This is a genomic window from Streptomyces aurantiacus (assembly GCF_001418335.1).
Classification (GTDB): domain Bacteria; phylum Actinomycetota; class Actinomycetes; order Streptomycetales; family Streptomycetaceae; genus Streptomyces; species Streptomyces aurantiacus.
The window spans coordinates 36996-51266 of sequence record NZ_LIPP01000010.1 but is presented as its reverse complement, the minus strand read 5'-3'; the positions used below and the strand labels follow the sequence as shown (position 1 = coordinate 51266).

The window sequence follows — 14271 nt, the reverse complement described above, 5'->3', positions numbered from 1 at the left end:
GCTTGTTCGTTGCTCAGTTTCAAGGCGCCTGTACGGCGCGCCAAATCGCGACACATGTCTACGGACAGGGTCATGAGGGGGCTGTTCAGATGCATGGCGCGGCACTACCGAGACGTCCTCAGGACTTCGTCGGCCGGGACTGCCTGCTAGAGGAGGACATCCCTCGTGCGTTGAGCGCACTCGGCGGCCGGCCGGTTGTACTGCGCAGCATCCTCGGCTCCGGAGCGACAGCAACTGCCGTCGAGTACCTGCACCGGGTGCAACGGTGCTACGCGGACATCGAATGGATCGAATTCACCGACCCCGACACCGCCGCTCGTCTGATCACCCGCGCCCTGCACCGGTTCAGGAGCGTCGGAGGCCGCGCCCTTCTGGCAATTGACGGAGTGGGCCATCCGCCCGATGTCGCCGGACTCCTGCCCGTCGACGGCCCGGATACCCTACTAACGTCAGCTGCCGCCCCGCATCTCTGGCTCGGTGTGGCCGAGGTACTGGAAGTTGCCGCACTGAGCCAGGACGATGCGGTTCGACTTCTGCGCCGGTACCAGCCGGGGCTGTCGCGGGATTCTGCCGGGCGCCTGGCCGACCGGTTGGACTACTGGCCCCCGGCGTTGGCATACATGGGGTCGCAGCTGACCGAGGGAATGTCAGCTGAAAGCGTCCTGGCGATGCCTCACAGCACTCTGCTCCACCTGCTTGCCGAGAAAGGCGGCAGTTCTCCGACGGGACGGATCGGCGCGGCATTCCAGAGCCTGGCGCCAACGTTCCGGTTCGCTCAGGATCTGTTGAGTGCCTTCGCGGTCATCGGGGCAAGTGTCTTCCCAACTCGGTGCCTGGGCCGCTCCCTCTGGTACTCCGTCGACGATGTCCCCCGCCGCGGTGACGAGGTGCCTCACCGGGCCGTGTACGAGGCATTGGAGGAACTGGTCTTACGCGGTTTGGTCACTCTCGATGTCAATGGCGGTGTCGAGGTGAAGAGCCTCGTACGCCTCGTCGCCATGCATTCACTGGACGACCAGGACCGACCGCGGATCGATCGCCTCGTTGAGGCGCTGCTGGTCGCCTTCGAAGCAGGACTTCGGGACACCAATGGACGGACACTGAGTGCGCCATCTGAAGAAGCAGCTGAGTGCTTCCGGAACCTTGATCCCGCGCTGATCCGTACGCCACAGGGGCGCTGCGCAATGCTTGGCCTCGTGGACGTCCTGCTGCTTCATCGACGGTTCGGTGATGCCCACCGTAATCTCACCAGACTCAGGGACGCATGGGAACGGCAGTTGGATGACACAGACCCGAGTCTGGTCCAGGCAGACCGGTTACTGGCACGCGCTCACCACGGAAACGGCAACCACTGGGCGGCGTTGCTAAGCAGTATCAGGGCGTTGGGGACACCGAGCCAGCGAGGTCTTCGCGAGCGACAGGTGCTGGCCGACTGCTTCGCGGTGACTCAGTATCTCAAAAAGTGTGATGCAAAGGCCGCGTATCTCGTGGCAATGAATGTCGGGGAACATCAAGAGAGACGGCTCGGTGAGGCAGACCCCGACACCCTGCGTACCGCCTCGTTCATTGCACGGATACTGCTCTCACTCGGCTATTGCGTCAAGAGCGCTGAGCTTGGGGAGAAGATCTGGCAGATTCAGATCGAGGTGCTGGGGGAGGAACACCGGGAGACGCTCGTGACGTTGCATCACCTGGCGTTGGCGCTAGCTGAGAGCGGTGTTGCAGCGCAGCGAGCGTTGGAGTACTTCGAGACGGCGATGACGCTCCGGCGCAAGACGCTTGGGGACGACCACTTCGAGACCATGTCGTCGGTGCAGGAATACATCGCTCAATCGCACAGGCTGCACGACGGACCACCGAGCGTGTAACGCCAACAGACAGTTCCTTGACCTTATCCAGGCGGACGATGCCTTTCCGTGGAGCAGCCCCTTTGCCGGGACTACTAGGCACGTCCGCCCAGTTGGCCGGGAAACACACGCAGCAGGATTACATGGACGTCGACAGTATCGCCCAGGGTATAGAAGGGTGCGAGCGATGAGCCGGACGGTCACGATCTCCACCGTCGACTACGGCGAGGTCACCATCCCCGAACCGCCATGGTGCACAGGAGAGCACCCCAGCGACGGCTACCGGATCGACATCAGCCACTACGGGCACGATGTGCCGCTGACCATCGAGACGAGCCGCGGACGCGTCACAGCCATGACCACGGCCCTCGAACAGCGCCCCTTCACCGAACGGCACCCGGGACGAGGCGTATTCATCAACGTCGAGATCGATGGCGACCACTACCCGCACGATCCTGACGAACTGCACCGACTCGCCGCTGCCCTCAACCACCACGCACAGCAACTCCGCGTCCTAGGCAATGAGCTTGCCACGCTCGTCCAGGAGCGCCAGCAGTGAAGGCCAGGGTCCTTACGTATCCGATTCCAGCCCGCGCATGCTACGCGGCGGCACTCACCAGGTCAGGCAACCGGCTCTTCCAGGCGCCCCGCACCTGAGGCGAGAACCACAACCGCGGCCAAAGATCTGCAAGGAACCGCCCGTTCAGGAGCGTCCGCACGTCCTCAATGTGCATCGTCTCGCGGATGACGGTCACGTAGAACACACGGAGGTCGGCATCGCCCGCCAAGTCGTACGACCCTTCGTGCGACCTGTTCCAGTAGCCACAAGCACGGAGCCACCGATCGCGCACGAGCTCCGCTTCCCCCAGACCAGCTCTGCACCGATGCGCTCCCCTTGCGCACCCCGACCCGCTCGAAGCAAAGCCGGGCGCTCGCCCGCTTCAAGGAAACCCCAGCTCAAAGACCGCTCGTAGGCTCAAATGCCGCCAGCCGTTCCGGAGAGTGAACCCACCGACCTACGCATTCCAATTCGTAGGTCGGCAGCCGCATTCCCAACGGACCAGGCATCACGAACGACAAGAAACCCAAGGTCAAGGGCTCAACCTGAAGTCCCAGTGGGGCCGCCTTCAGGATTCGAACCCGAGACCTACGCATTACGGGTACAGGGCCCGACGAAGCGAACGGACGCCCGCGCTGAACCAAAGACCCCACTCCCACCGCCATGTCACACGCCGTCGGATACCTCGTAGGTAGCCCTGGGTAAAGGAAGTCCCCGAAAAGTCCCCGACGTGACTCAAGGCGAGCCTGCCCAGAACAAATCCGCAGCTCAGACCCATGATCAAAAGTTGCCGACATGAGCGTGAAGTACAAGGAGACGGCGCGGGGCGGGCTCGCGGTGAACATCATCGAGTGCTGAGGGCACCGCCCGCGAGGAGCCTGGGCCAGGGATGCTGTCGGCCCGTTCGTGACAAAGTGGCCCGTGCGCCCGGCGTTCGGGCCGTTCGCGGTGTCACCATACGGGCCATGCAGGCAGCGTATATCGAGGAATTCGGGCCTCCGGGCGCCATTCGGCACGGTGCGCTTCCGGCCCCCCTGCCGGGGCCGGCGGATGTCCTGGTCGACACCCTTGCCGTCTCGGTCAACCCGGTGGACACCTTCGTCAGGGCCGGTACCTGGCGTACGCGGCTGAGTTTTCCGTTCGTGATCGGCCGCGATCTCGTGGGGACGGTCGCCGCCGTGGGTTCCGGTGCGGCGGGGTTCTCCGTCGGTGATCTCGTCTGGTGCAACAGCCTCGGGCACGACGGCCGGCAGGGGGCGGCGGCCGAGCAGGCCGTGGTGCCCGTGGACCGGCTGTACCACCTGGCGGACACCGTGCGGCCGGTGGACGCGGTGGCCGTGCTCCATCCGGCGGCCACCGGGTATCTCGCGCTGTTCACCCATGGCCGGCTCCGGGCCGGGGAGACCGTGCTCGTCGCGGGGGCCGCGGGCAACGTGGGCAGCGCCATGGTCGTACTCGCCGCCGAAGCCGGTGCGCGGGTGCTCGCCACCGCTCGGCCCGAGGACGCGGAGTACTGTCTCGGGCTCGGTGCGACCGCGGTGGTCGACTACCGCGATCCCGGGCTCCCGGAGCGCGTCCGGGACCTGTCGCCGCACGGCGTCGACCTGTTCGTCGACACCTCCGGCCACAACGACCTGCCCGTCGCGGTCGATCTGCTCGCCTTCCGCGGCCGCGTCGTGCTCCTCGCCGGCCTGCGGTCCCGCCCGGTGCTTCCGGTGGGCCCTCTCTACCTCAAGGACGGCTCCGTCACCGGCTTCGTCATCTCACGCGCCACCACCTCCGAACTCGCCGACGCCGCGCGCACCCTCAACCGGCTGCTGGCGACCGGGCGGTTGCGTGCCCGGACGGTGGAGGAGCAGCCGCTGAGCGGCGCGGCCGAGGCCCACGCCCGGCTGGAGCGGGGCGAGTTGCACGGCAGGCGGGTCGTGCTGCTGCCGGACCGGGTGCTCTGAAGGCCGTGTGTCTGTCCGCGTGGTGCGCGCCCGCCTCGCGGAGTGCGTTCGTGCCGGACCGCGGGACCGACTTGACGGACCCGGACGACCGTCGTTGACCCGTCTCGGCTCCGCTCGCCACGCTTTCGGCCATGACGAATTCCGAAGTCGAGGCCGAGGTCGACGTAGCAGCCGGAGTCGAGGCCGAGCACGACACGCTCTTCCGGATCAGTGCCCGGATCGAGGTCGCCGCGTCGGCGGCCGACGCGTACGCCGTCGTCAGCGATCTGCCGCGCTGCGGCGAGTGGAGCACCGAGTGCACGGGCGGACGCTGGGTCGCCGGGACGCCCGCGACCGTGGGCGCGGTCTTCCGGGGGACGAACCACCGCGCCGAGGACGTGGTCGCCTGGGCGCCCGTCGTGCGCGGCGAGTGGACCACCGAGTCGGAGGTCGTCGCGGCCGAGCCGGGCCGCGCCTTCCGCTGGGCGATGCGTGACAGCTCCGGCCGGCGCCAGGAGAGCGTCTGGGGTTTCGGCATCGAGGCCACCGGCCACGGCTGCGTCGTGACCCACCACTTCCGGATGGGAGCGCCCACCGAAGGCATCCGCGGCATCACCGCCGACATGGACGCCCCGGAACGCCGGCGGTTCTTCAGCGACTGGGGGGCCAAGGTGAACGCCGACATGACCGCCACCCTCCGCCGCCTCAAGGCAGTGATCGAGGCCGACTGACGACTGACGACTGACCGGCTGACCGGCTGACCGGCTGACAGCACCGCAACGCACGACAGCAGTGCGACGCACTACGACAGTTCTGGGCCCCGAAATCCCCCGAGTTCTCCGCAGCAAACCGGCGAGAGGGTGCACACACCATGCTGCTGCAGCGCATAGGAAACCGTGGAATCAGGCTGGGGACGCTCTTCGACCGCGCCGCGTCCCGGCATCCCGCGAACGTCATGATCTTCGACCACGACCTCGACGTGGCACCGGAACTCGGCCGCCGGGCGACCGTCGCGGAAATGGCGGACCTGGTCGCGGAACAGGCCTCCCGACTGTGGGCGGCCAAGGTGCGCCCCGGTGAACGGGTCGTGATCCACAAGTCCGACAGCTTCGACATCACCCTGCTCGCCTGCGCCACCGCCCGGATCGGCGCGGTACCGGTGCTGCTCTCTCCCCAGCTCGACGGCGGCACGGTGGCCGAGTTGCTGCGCCGGGCCGACCGGCCCCATCTCCTGACCGACGGGGCGAAGCTGGAGAAGGAGCTTCCCGACTCGGTCTTCGACCTGGCCCGGAGCGTGCTGCTCACCTCCGGCCGGCACGAACGCGCCACCGGACTCGCCAGCTTCGCGAACGTCCGGCGCGTCGATCCGGTCACCATGCCGCCCGACCACCCCACGTTGATCACGCACACCTCCGGGACGACCGGAGTGCCCAAGCTGGCGGTGCACACCGGCCGTACGCTGCAGGCGCGTTACCGCCCGCAGCGGCTGGCCATCGCGCCCGTCGTCCGCAGGCGGGAGACCATCGCGATCCACGTCTCCTTCGTGCACTCGCGGCTGTTCACCGCACTGGCCATCTCCCTGCTCAACGGCTTCCCGATCGTCGTGCTCAACGACTCGGACCCGACGCGGGCCGCCGACCTCTTCGCGCGGGTCCGCCCCGGCATCCTGGAGGCCCACCCCAACGCGTTCATGCGCTGGGAGGAACTGGCGGACGATCCGCGCGGCCCGCTCGGCAACGTGAAGCTGTTCAGCAGCACCTTCGACGCCATCCACCCGCGCACGGTCCACCGGCTGCTGCGCGCCTCCCGGCGCCGGGCACCGCTGTTCGGCCAGTTGTACGGGCAGAGCGAGGTGGGTCCCACGGTGGTGCGTGCCTTCACCAGGCGGCACCGGCCGGACGCGGACGGGCGGTGCGTCGGCATGCCCTTCCCCGGGATGACCGGCGTCCGCGTGGTCAGCCGCGACGGGCAGCCGCCCTCGGAGCAGAACCCCGGGCACATCGAGGTGCGCAGCGACGGGCGGATCGACACGTACCTGGGTGAACACCGGCGCTACGAACGGCAGTTGAACGGCGGCTGGTGGCGCATGGGTGACGTGGGCTACCGGACCAGGTGGGGCTGCCTGCATCTGCTCGACCGCGAGGTCGACCTGATCCCGGGGTTCGGCAGCACGCTCGCGGCCGAGGACGCTCTGCTGGCGCGGCTCGACCGGCTCTCCGAGGTGATCATCGTGCCGGACGGGGACGGCGCCGCCGTACCGGTGGTGTGCACCAAGGACGACGCGCCCGTGAGCCCGCAGGAGTGGCGTGAGGCTGTGGCCGGACTGCCCCCGATGGCCGACCCGGTGCACTGGCGGCTGGCGGACCTGCCGCAGACCGCGACCACGAAGATCAAGCGTCTTGAACTGGCGAAGCTGCTGACGGCAGCGGCCACCCAGACCGACTGAGCGAACAGCCGAGCAACCGAGCAGCCGAACAGTCGGATGACCCAATGGCCGAACAGGGGCAGACATGGCGAGGATGATCATCGTCGGGGGCGGTATCGGCGGGCTCGCCGCGGCCGTCGCCGTCACCCGGCGCGGGCACCGCGCGGTCGTACTGGAACGCTCCGCGGACTTCGCCGAGATCGGCGCCGGAATCCAGCTGGCGCCCAACGGCCTGCACGCCCTCGACCGGCTCGGTCTCGGCGAGGCCGTGCGCGGCTGCGCGGTGCACATCGACGAACTGCGGTTCATGGACGGGGTGACCGGCGAGCACGTGGTGAGCATGCCGCTCACCGGCGCGTACCGCCGCCGCTTCGGCAGTCCGTACGTCGTCGTCCACCGCGGCGAGCTGTACCGGCTGCTGCTGGACGCCTGCCGCCGCTCGGGCGCGGTCGAACTGCGCGCCCGGAGCGGGGCCACCGGCTACCGCCAGGACGCCACGAGCGCGACCGTGCTCCTGGCCGACGGCACGCACGTCACCGGCGACGCGGTGATCGGGGCCGACGGCATCCGGTCGGCGATCCGCGGGCAGCTCGTCGGCGACGGCGAACCGCGCGTCGTCGGCATCACCGTGTACCGGACGGTGGTCCCGATGGAACGGGTCCCCGAGGAGCTGCGGCGGAACGCCGTGACCTGGTGGGCAGGCCCCGGCCGGCATTTCGTGCACTACGCGATCGCCGGCGGCCGGTACCTCAACCTCGCCCCGAGCATCGAGAACGGGGTCACCGAGGCCTTCGCCGGGAAACCCGTGCCGGCGCCGGAGGTGCGCCGCGCGTTCGCCGGTCTCGGTGCCACGGCCCGCCGGCTGCTGGCCCTGGGCGAGGAGTGGAAGTCGTGGTCGCTGGTCGACCGTGACCCGGTGGACCGTTGGACCGACGGCCGGGTGACGCTGCTCGGCGACGCCGCCCACCCGATGCTGCACTACGCCGCCCAGGGCGCCTGCCAGGCCCTGGAGGACGCCGTGCTCCTCGGCGACCTCCTCGGTGACCTGCTCGACGTCCCGCCGGACGCGATCGGCGAGCGGTTCGGGAAGTACGCCGCCCAGCGCCAGGAACGTACCGCCCGGATGACGCTCGCCGCCCGGGCGAGCACCCGCCTGTGGCACCCCGCCGGGCCGGCGGCGAAAGCGAGGAACGCGATGCTGTCCGCCCTGTCCGCGACCGAGCTCCACGATCGGGTCGCGTGGATGCACGGGACCCGCGAGTCCGGCCACCAGGAGGTACGGACATGAGTACGGGCATGAGTACGGGCATGAGCGGCGGGCGTCTCGAAGTGTGCGTCGTCGGGGCCGGCCCCCGGGGGCTGTGCGTACTGGAGCGGCTGTGCGCCAACGAGCGCGCGGCACCGTCCTGCGCGTCGGTCACCGTGCACGTCGTCGATCCGGCCGCCCCGGGCGCCGGCGCCGTCTGGCGGACGGACCAGTCGCACCACCTGCTCACCAACACCGTGGCCTCGCAGATCACCGTGTTCACCGACGCCGGCACACGGATCGAGGGGCCGGTGGAACCGGGTCCGAGCCTGTACGAGTGGGCGGAGGACCTGGCCCGTAGGGGCGTACCAGGGGAAACCACCGCATCCGACGACGAGATTCTCGCCGAGGCGCGCGCCCTCGGCCCCGACTCGTATCCCTCCCGTGCCCTGTACGGACGGTATCTGCGGGACTGCTTCCGGCGGGTGGTCGCCCGGGCTCCGGAGCACGTCACCGTCCGGGTGCACCGCTCACGGGCCGTGGCGATGGCGGACACCAGCGGTACGCCCGGTGGGCCGCAGGGCATCCGGCTGGCGGACGGCACCCGGATCCACGGCCTGGACGCCGTGGTGCTGGCCCTGGGGCACCTCCCGGCGCAGCTGACGGCCCGGCAGGAACGTACGGCCAGCCTGGCGCGCATCCACCACCTCACCTATGTCACCCCGGCCAACCCGGCCGACGTGGACACGGAGTTCGCCGCGCCCGGCGAGGCCGTGCTGCTGCGTGGTCTGGGCCTGAACTTCTTCGACTACATGGCCCTGTTCACCGTCGGACGCGGCGGCGTCTTCGACCGGGCCGGTGACGACCCGGACAGCCAAGAAAGCCGAGAAGACCAAGAAAGCCGAGAAGGCCAAGAAGGCCCGCGCCGTCTGGTCTACCGTCCTTCGGGCCGGGAGCCGAAGCTGTACGCCAGCTCGCGTCGAGGCGTTCCGTACCACGCACGCGGGCAGAACGAGAAGGGTGCGTTCGGCCGGCACACTCCGCGGCTGCTGACACCACCGGTGATCGCCCGGCTGCGGGCGCGGGCGGCGGCCGAGGACGGCGAGCGCGTGCGCTTCGAGACGGACATGTGGCCGCTGATCGCCGCGGAGGTCGAGGGCGTCTACTACGGGACGCTGCTGTCCTCGCGGGGAGCCGATCCCGAGCCGTTCGTGTCGCGTTACCTGTCGGCGTCGCCACCGCGGCGGGCGGCGCTCCTGAACGAGCACGGCGTCGGCCCCGACGTCCGCTGGGACTGGGACCGGCTGGCCCGGCCCTGGCTCGGGCGCGACTTCGCCGATCGCGCGGAGTTCCGCGCCTGGCTGCTGGCGTACCTGCGGCGGGACGCGCGGGAGGCGCGGGCCGGGAACGTGAGCAGCCCGCTGAAGGCCGCGCTGGACGTGCTGCGGGACCTGCGCAACGAGGTCCGGTCGGCCGTCGACCACGGCGGTCTGGAGGGCGGGTCCCACCTGACCGAGCTGGAGGGCTGGTACACGCCGCTCAACGCCTTCCTCTCCATCGGCCCGCCGGTCTCCCGGATCGAGGAACTGGCCGCGCTGATCGAAGCGGGCGTCCTGGAGCTCACCGGGCCCGGCACCCAGATGTGGATCGACACCGAGCAGCCGGCCTTCGTCGCCCACTCGGCCCTCGTCCCCGGACCGCCGGTACTGTCCCGGCACCTGATCGAGGCCCGGCTGCCGCTGCCCGACGTGCGCCGCACCGCCGACCCCCTGCTGCGTCATCTGCTGCTCACCGAGCAGTGCCGCCCCTATCGCATCGACGGCGACTGCGGGGTCAGTCACGAGACCGGTGGCCTGGCCGTCACCGAGCGGCCGTGCCGGGTCGTCGACGGCCAGGGCCGCCCCCATCCGCGCCGGTTCGCCTACGGCGTCCCCACCGAGTCGGTGCACTGGGTGACGGCCGCCGGGGTCCGGCCCGGCGTCGACTCGGTGACGCTGGGGGACGGCGACGCGATCGCGCGCGCCGTACTGTCGCTGGCCCCGGCCGGGCAGGCCGCGGAGCGGCGGCCCGTGGCCGAGGACGCCCCTCTCACGGGAGTGATCGTATGACCGCCGCATCCGCCGACGCCTACACCTACACCGAAGGCACCTACACCGAAGACACTGTCACCGACGCGTTCATGGACTCCGGGCTGCTGTCCCCGGTCCGGGCGGGCACGCCCGCGGAGGCCGCGGTGTCCGACACCGCCTGGCTGCAGGCCATGCTGGACGCCGAGGCCGCGCTGGCCAGGGCCCAGGCCCGGCTGGGCACGGTCCCGCACGCCGCGGCCGAGGCGATCACCCGGGCCGCCCGCGCCGAACGGTTCGAGCTGCGGGCGATCGCGGTCGGCGCGCGGGAGACCGCCAACCCCGTGGTCGGTGTGGTGCGGGCGCTCACCGACGCGGTCAGGGCGGCGGACCCGTCGGCGGCCGAGTACGTACACCGGGGCTCCACCAGCCAGGACGTCTTCGACACGGGGACGATGCTGGTGGCACGGCGCACCCTGCGGCTGATCCTGCCCGACCTGGCGGAGACGGCCGGTGCGTTGGCACGGCTGGCCGCCGAACACCGGGACACTCCCATGGCGGGGCGCACCCTGGCCCTGCACGCGGTGCCGACGACGTTCGGCCTGAAGGCGGCGGGCTGGCGGCAGCTGGTCCTCGACGCCGCCCACCGGCTCGCCGTCGTGGACGCCTCGCTGCCCGTGGCGCTCGGCGGTGCGGCGGGGACGCTGGCCGGCTATCTGGCCTCGGCCGGGATCACCGGCCCGGCGGCCGACGCCTATCCCGGCCGGCTGGTCGAGGCCTTCGCCGCCGAGACCGGCCTGGCCCAACCGGTACTGCCGTGGCACGCCCTGCGTGCGCCGGTGGCCGACCTCGGCGCGGCCCTGGCGTTCACCGCCGGCGCGCTGGGGAAGATCGCGGTCGACGTGCAGTCGCTGGCCCGTACCGAGGTCGCCGAGGTCGCCGAGCCGGGCGGGCCCGGCCGGGGCAGGTCCTCGGCCATGCCCCACAAACGCAATCCGGTCCTGGCGACCCTGCTGCGCAGCGCGGCGCTCCAGGTGCCGCCCATCGCCGCCGGGCTGACGCAGTGCCTGGTCTCGGAGGACGAACGTTCCGCGGGCGGCTGGCACGCGGAGTGGCAGCCGCTGCGCGAATGCCTCCGGCTGACCGGCGGTTCCGCCCATACGGCGGTGGAGCTGGCCCGGGGTCTGGTGGTGAGCCCCCGACGGATGCGGGAGAACCTGGAGTTGACCGGTTCCCGGATCGTCGCCGAGCGCGTCGCCGCTGTCCTGGCCCCGGTGCGGGGCGTCGCGGAGGCCAGGCGCCTGCTCGACGACGCGTCCCAGGAGGCCGGGAAGACCGGCCGGCCGCTGGCGGAGGTCCTCGGTGAGGTGCCCGGTCTGGGGCTCGACGCCGCGGAGCTTGCGACACTGTGCGATCCCACCGGGTACACCGGTGCCGCGGGCGCGCTCGTCGACCGGGCGCTGCGCGCGGCCGGCACGCTGGTTCCGCGGGCCGAACCCGCACCCTGACGCCGCACGACGCACGCCGCACGCCGCACGACGCACGCCGGAAACGGCCGGTCGGGTCATCCACCCGGCCGGCCGTTCCGTTTGGTTTGGTTTGGTTGGGTTTCGTCCGCGCGCGGCTTCCCTCGCTTCACGCCTCGGCGACGTGGGTCAGCAGTTCGGCGAGGATGCGTACGCCGTCCCGGGTGAGCACCGACTCGGCGTGGAACTGCACGGAGGCGAAGTGCGGTCCGCGCAGCGCGTACACCTCGCCGGTCTCCCGGTCCCGGCTCAGCTCCACCAGGCCCACGCCCGCGCACTCGGTCTTGTCCTCGCTCCACCGGGTTTCGAACGTGTTGTAGAAGCCGACCGACTCCCGCGTCCCGAAGAGATCGATCTCCCGCTGCGTGCCCTGGTTGGGGACGTCCCTGCGGAACAGGTCGAACCCGAGCCGGCCGCACAGCACTTGATGGCTGAAGCACACGGCGAGGAAGGGCCGGCGCTCGGTCAGCAGTGTGTCGATGTCCGCGCGGAGGCGGGCGGCCTTGGGCTCTCCAACGGCCCGCGGATCGCCGGGGCCGGGGCCGAGCACCACGAAGTCGTAGCCGTCGAAGGGGTGCGGTTCGTCGAACCCGCGCACCGTCACGGACAGGCCCAGGGAGGCCAGTTGGTGGCCGAGCATCGCGGTGAAGGAGTCCTCGGCGTCGACGACCAGGACCTTCGCGCCGTCCAGGGCCGGCACCCGGGGCATCTGCGGGCAGGCCCCGTCGAGCCAGAAGCGGGCGATCGAGGTGTTGCGTTCGGCGAGGGCCGTACGGACGTGGGGGTGGTCGGCGTATCGGGAGGACCGCCCGCCCTCCAGGGCGGCGAGCAGCCCGGCCGCCTTCACCCGTGTCTCGGCCGCCTCGGCGGCCGGGTCGGAGTGGCGCACCAGTGTCGCTCCGACCCCGATGCCGAGCCGCCCGCCGCCGTCTATCTCGGCGGTGCGGATGACGATGGCGGAGTCCAGCGTGGGGGCGTCCTGCTCGTCCCGGCCGATGAGTGCGAGGACGCCGCTGTAGTAGCCGCGGCCCTCAGGCTCGTACCGCTCGATCACCCGGCAGGCGCTCTCCAGAGGGCTCCCGGTGACCGTGGGGGCGAGGAGTGTCTCGCGCAGGATCTCCCGCGGGTCGCGGTCGCTGCGTCCCTCGATGAGGTACTCGGTGTGCGCCAGGCGGGTCATCTCCTTCAGGAAAGGGCCCACGACCCGGCCGCCTGCCTCGCAGACGCGGGCCATCATCTTCAGTTCCTCGTCGAGGACCATGTACAGCTCGTCGGTCTCCTTCCGGTCCGCGAGGAATTCGAGGACCCCGGGGAGCGCGGGTCCGGTGGGCGGATAGCGGTACGTTCCGCTGATCGGGTTCATCACGGCCGTGCCGCCCTGGAGGCTGACGTGCCGTTCCGGGGAGGCGCCGACGAGGGTACGGGTGCCGGTGTGCACCAGGTAGCTCCAGTAGGCGCCGGACTCGGTCTCCAGCAGGTTGCGGAAGAAGGACAGCGCGCTGCGCAGCGTGTAGTCGCGGATCAGGGCCCGGTACGTACGTCGGATGACGAAGTTCGCGCCCTGCCCGGTACCGATCTCGTGCGCGAGCACGTCGCGCACCGTGGCGGCGTACGTCTCGTCGTCCGGTACGAAGCGGCCGTCCACGAGTTCCGTGGGGACCCGGGGCAGGCGGGCCAACGCCTCGGTGAGGGGGACGGTGTCCTGTTCGCTCACGCGCAGCGCGAGCAGCGGGGTGCCGTCGTCGACGCCGGCGTAGCCGCGTTCACGGATCTGCCGGTACGGCACCAGGGCCAGGACGTCGTGCCGGGCGCCGGTGCCGACGCCGGTGCCGACGCCGGCGGATCGCTCCGGGAGCGGGATCGCGGCGAGCTCGGGGCAGGTCTCGACCTCGCCGAGCAGGACGTCGAGCCGGTCCCCGCCGTCCGCCGTCGAACGGTGGATCAACGCGAAGGGCGGTGCCTGCCCGGCGAGCACCCTGTCCAGGGGATCGGGGGTCACGCGAGGACCTCCTCGACCGTGGTGACGACGGCGCAGGAGCGCGCCGCGTGGTCGAGGGCCATCCGGTGGCGCGCGGCCGAGAAGTCGGCGACGGCGTCGGCCACCAGGAACGTCTCGATGTCGTTGCTGAACGCGTCGACGGCGGTCATCAGGACGCCCAGGTGGGCGTAGACCCCGCAGAGGATCAGCTGGTCGCGTCCCCGGCCGCGCATCCGTGCCAGCAGCCCCGAGCGGAAGAAGGCGCTGTAGCGCCACTTGGTGAACACCCAGTCGTCGGGTCCTGGAGCCAGTTCCGTCGTGACGGCGCGGTGGCCGGTGTCGCCCGTCATGCCGGGGCCCCAGAAGTCCTTCAGGAGCCCGCGGTCGGCGTCGCTCATGTCGCCCGGCTGCGCGGTGTACGCGACGGGCACGCCGAGCGCGGCGCAGTTCTCGCGCAGCCGGGCGATGTTGTGCACCAGCGGCTGCCTGAGGGGCTGGGGCAGCGCGCGGAGGAAGTAGTTCTGCATGTCGTGCACGAGCAGCACCGCGCGGTCCGGCTCGGCGTGCCACGGTGCGACGGCTGCGGGCAGCTCGCCGGCGCCGGGCAGTACGTAGGGTTCGACGAGGGGTAGGCCGGTGGTCATGGAAGTCCTGCCTTTCGGGGGCGTGGGCCCTGTGTGGTCTGTCGGCCTA

10 protein-coding genes are annotated in these 14271 nt (G+C 70.8%); 8 read left to right on the top strand and 2 right to left on the bottom strand.

All coding sequences use genetic code 11. The features are described from left to right. Positions 1 to 170 precede the first annotated feature (170 nt). The 8 genes from AOK01_RS01635 (at position 171) to AOK01_RS01595 (ending at position 11582) form a co-directional block, all read left to right on the top strand. On the top strand, positions 171 to 1868 hold the full coding sequence (locus tag AOK01_RS01635; protein WP_157871157.1) for a tetratricopeptide repeat protein: 1698 nt from the start codon (positions 171 to 173) through the stop codon (positions 1866 to 1868). 166 nt (positions 1869 to 2034) lie between these two features. After that, positions 2035 to 2406 (top strand): DUF6907 domain-containing protein, encoded by a 372-nt coding sequence (locus AOK01_RS01630; RefSeq protein WP_055507571.1) that lies wholly within the window; start codon positions 2035 to 2037, stop codon positions 2404 to 2406. Positions 2407 to 3371: 965 nt separating this feature from the next. After that, positions 3372 to 4358 (top strand): NADPH:quinone reductase, encoded by a 987-nt coding sequence (locus tag AOK01_RS01620; protein WP_055507567.1) that lies wholly within the window; start codon positions 3372 to 3374, stop codon positions 4356 to 4358. Positions 4359 to 4489: 131 nt separating this feature from the next. Beyond that, positions 4490 to 5068, top strand: coding sequence for an SRPBCC family protein (locus AOK01_RS01615; RefSeq protein ID WP_079103093.1), 579 nt, complete (start codon positions 4490 to 4492; stop codon positions 5066 to 5068). A gap of 140 nt (positions 5069 to 5208) precedes the next feature. Beyond that, positions 5209 to 6783, top strand: coding sequence for a class I adenylate-forming enzyme family protein (locus tag AOK01_RS01610; protein WP_055507565.1), 1575 nt, complete (start codon positions 5209 to 5211; stop codon positions 6781 to 6783). A gap of 64 nt (positions 6784 to 6847) precedes the next feature. After that, positions 6848 to 8050: an FAD-dependent monooxygenase gene (locus tag AOK01_RS01605; protein WP_055507563.1), complete on the top strand. Its 1203-nt coding sequence runs from the start codon at positions 6848 to 6850 to the stop codon at positions 8048 to 8050. Positions 8051 to 8070: 20 nt separating this feature from the next. Then, a complete protein-coding gene (locus tag AOK01_RS01600) occupies positions 8071 to 10116 on the top strand; it encodes an FAD/NAD(P)-binding protein (protein ID WP_055507641.1) in 2046 nt (681 codons plus the stop codon). A 71-nt stretch (positions 10117 to 10187) separates the two neighbouring features. Continuing rightward, on the top strand, positions 10188 to 11582 hold the full coding sequence (locus tag AOK01_RS01595) for a nitrosuccinate lyase (protein WP_055507639.1): 1395 nt from the start codon (positions 10188 to 10190) through the stop codon (positions 11580 to 11582). 127 nt (positions 11583 to 11709) lie between these two features. Here the strand turns inward: AOK01_RS01595 and AOK01_RS01590 are convergent, their stop codons facing one another. Both AOK01_RS01590 and AOK01_RS01585 read right to left on the bottom strand, forming a co-directional pair. Then, positions 11710 to 13599, bottom strand: coding sequence for an anthranilate synthase family protein (locus AOK01_RS01590; RefSeq protein WP_055507561.1), 1890 nt, complete (start codon positions 13597 to 13599; stop codon positions 11710 to 11712). Further along, positions 13596 to 14222 carry an isochorismatase family protein gene (locus AOK01_RS01585; RefSeq protein ID WP_055507559.1) on the bottom strand — a complete coding sequence of 209 codons (627 nt, stop codon included), beginning with the start codon at positions 14220 to 14222 and terminating at the stop codon, positions 13596 to 13598. Before AOK01_RS01585 ends, AOK01_RS01590 begins: the two co-directional genes overlap by 4 nt. Positions 14223 to 14271: the final 49 nt, after the last annotated feature.

Excerpts from the sequence above, each read along its gene's own strand:
- AOK01_RS01630 (WP_055507571.1), top strand. The coding sequence starts at position 2,035 with ATGAGCCGGACGGTCACGATCTCCACCGTCGACTACGGCGAGGTCACC.
- AOK01_RS01620 (WP_055507567.1), top strand. The coding sequence starts at position 3,372 with ATGCAGGCAGCGTATATCGAGGAATTCGGGCCTCCGGGCGCCATTCGG.
- AOK01_RS01615 (WP_079103093.1), top strand. The coding sequence starts at position 4,490 with ATGACGAATTCCGAAGTCGAGGCCGAGGTCGACGTAGCAGCCGGAGTC.
- AOK01_RS01610 (WP_055507565.1), top strand. The coding sequence starts at position 5,209 with ATGCTGCTGCAGCGCATAGGAAACCGTGGAATCAGGCTGGGGACGCTC.
- AOK01_RS01605 (WP_055507563.1), top strand. The coding sequence starts at position 6,848 with ATGGCGAGGATGATCATCGTCGGGGGCGGTATCGGCGGGCTCGCCGCG.
- AOK01_RS01600 (WP_055507641.1), top strand. The coding sequence starts at position 8,071 with ATGAGCGGCGGGCGTCTCGAAGTGTGCGTCGTCGGGGCCGGCCCCCGG.
- AOK01_RS01595 (WP_055507639.1), top strand. The coding sequence starts at position 10,188 with ATGGACTCCGGGCTGCTGTCCCCGGTCCGGGCGGGCACGCCCGCGGAG.
- AOK01_RS01585 (WP_055507559.1), bottom strand. The coding sequence starts at position 14,222 with ATGACCACCGGCCTACCCCTCGTCGAACCCTACGTACTGCCCGGCGCC.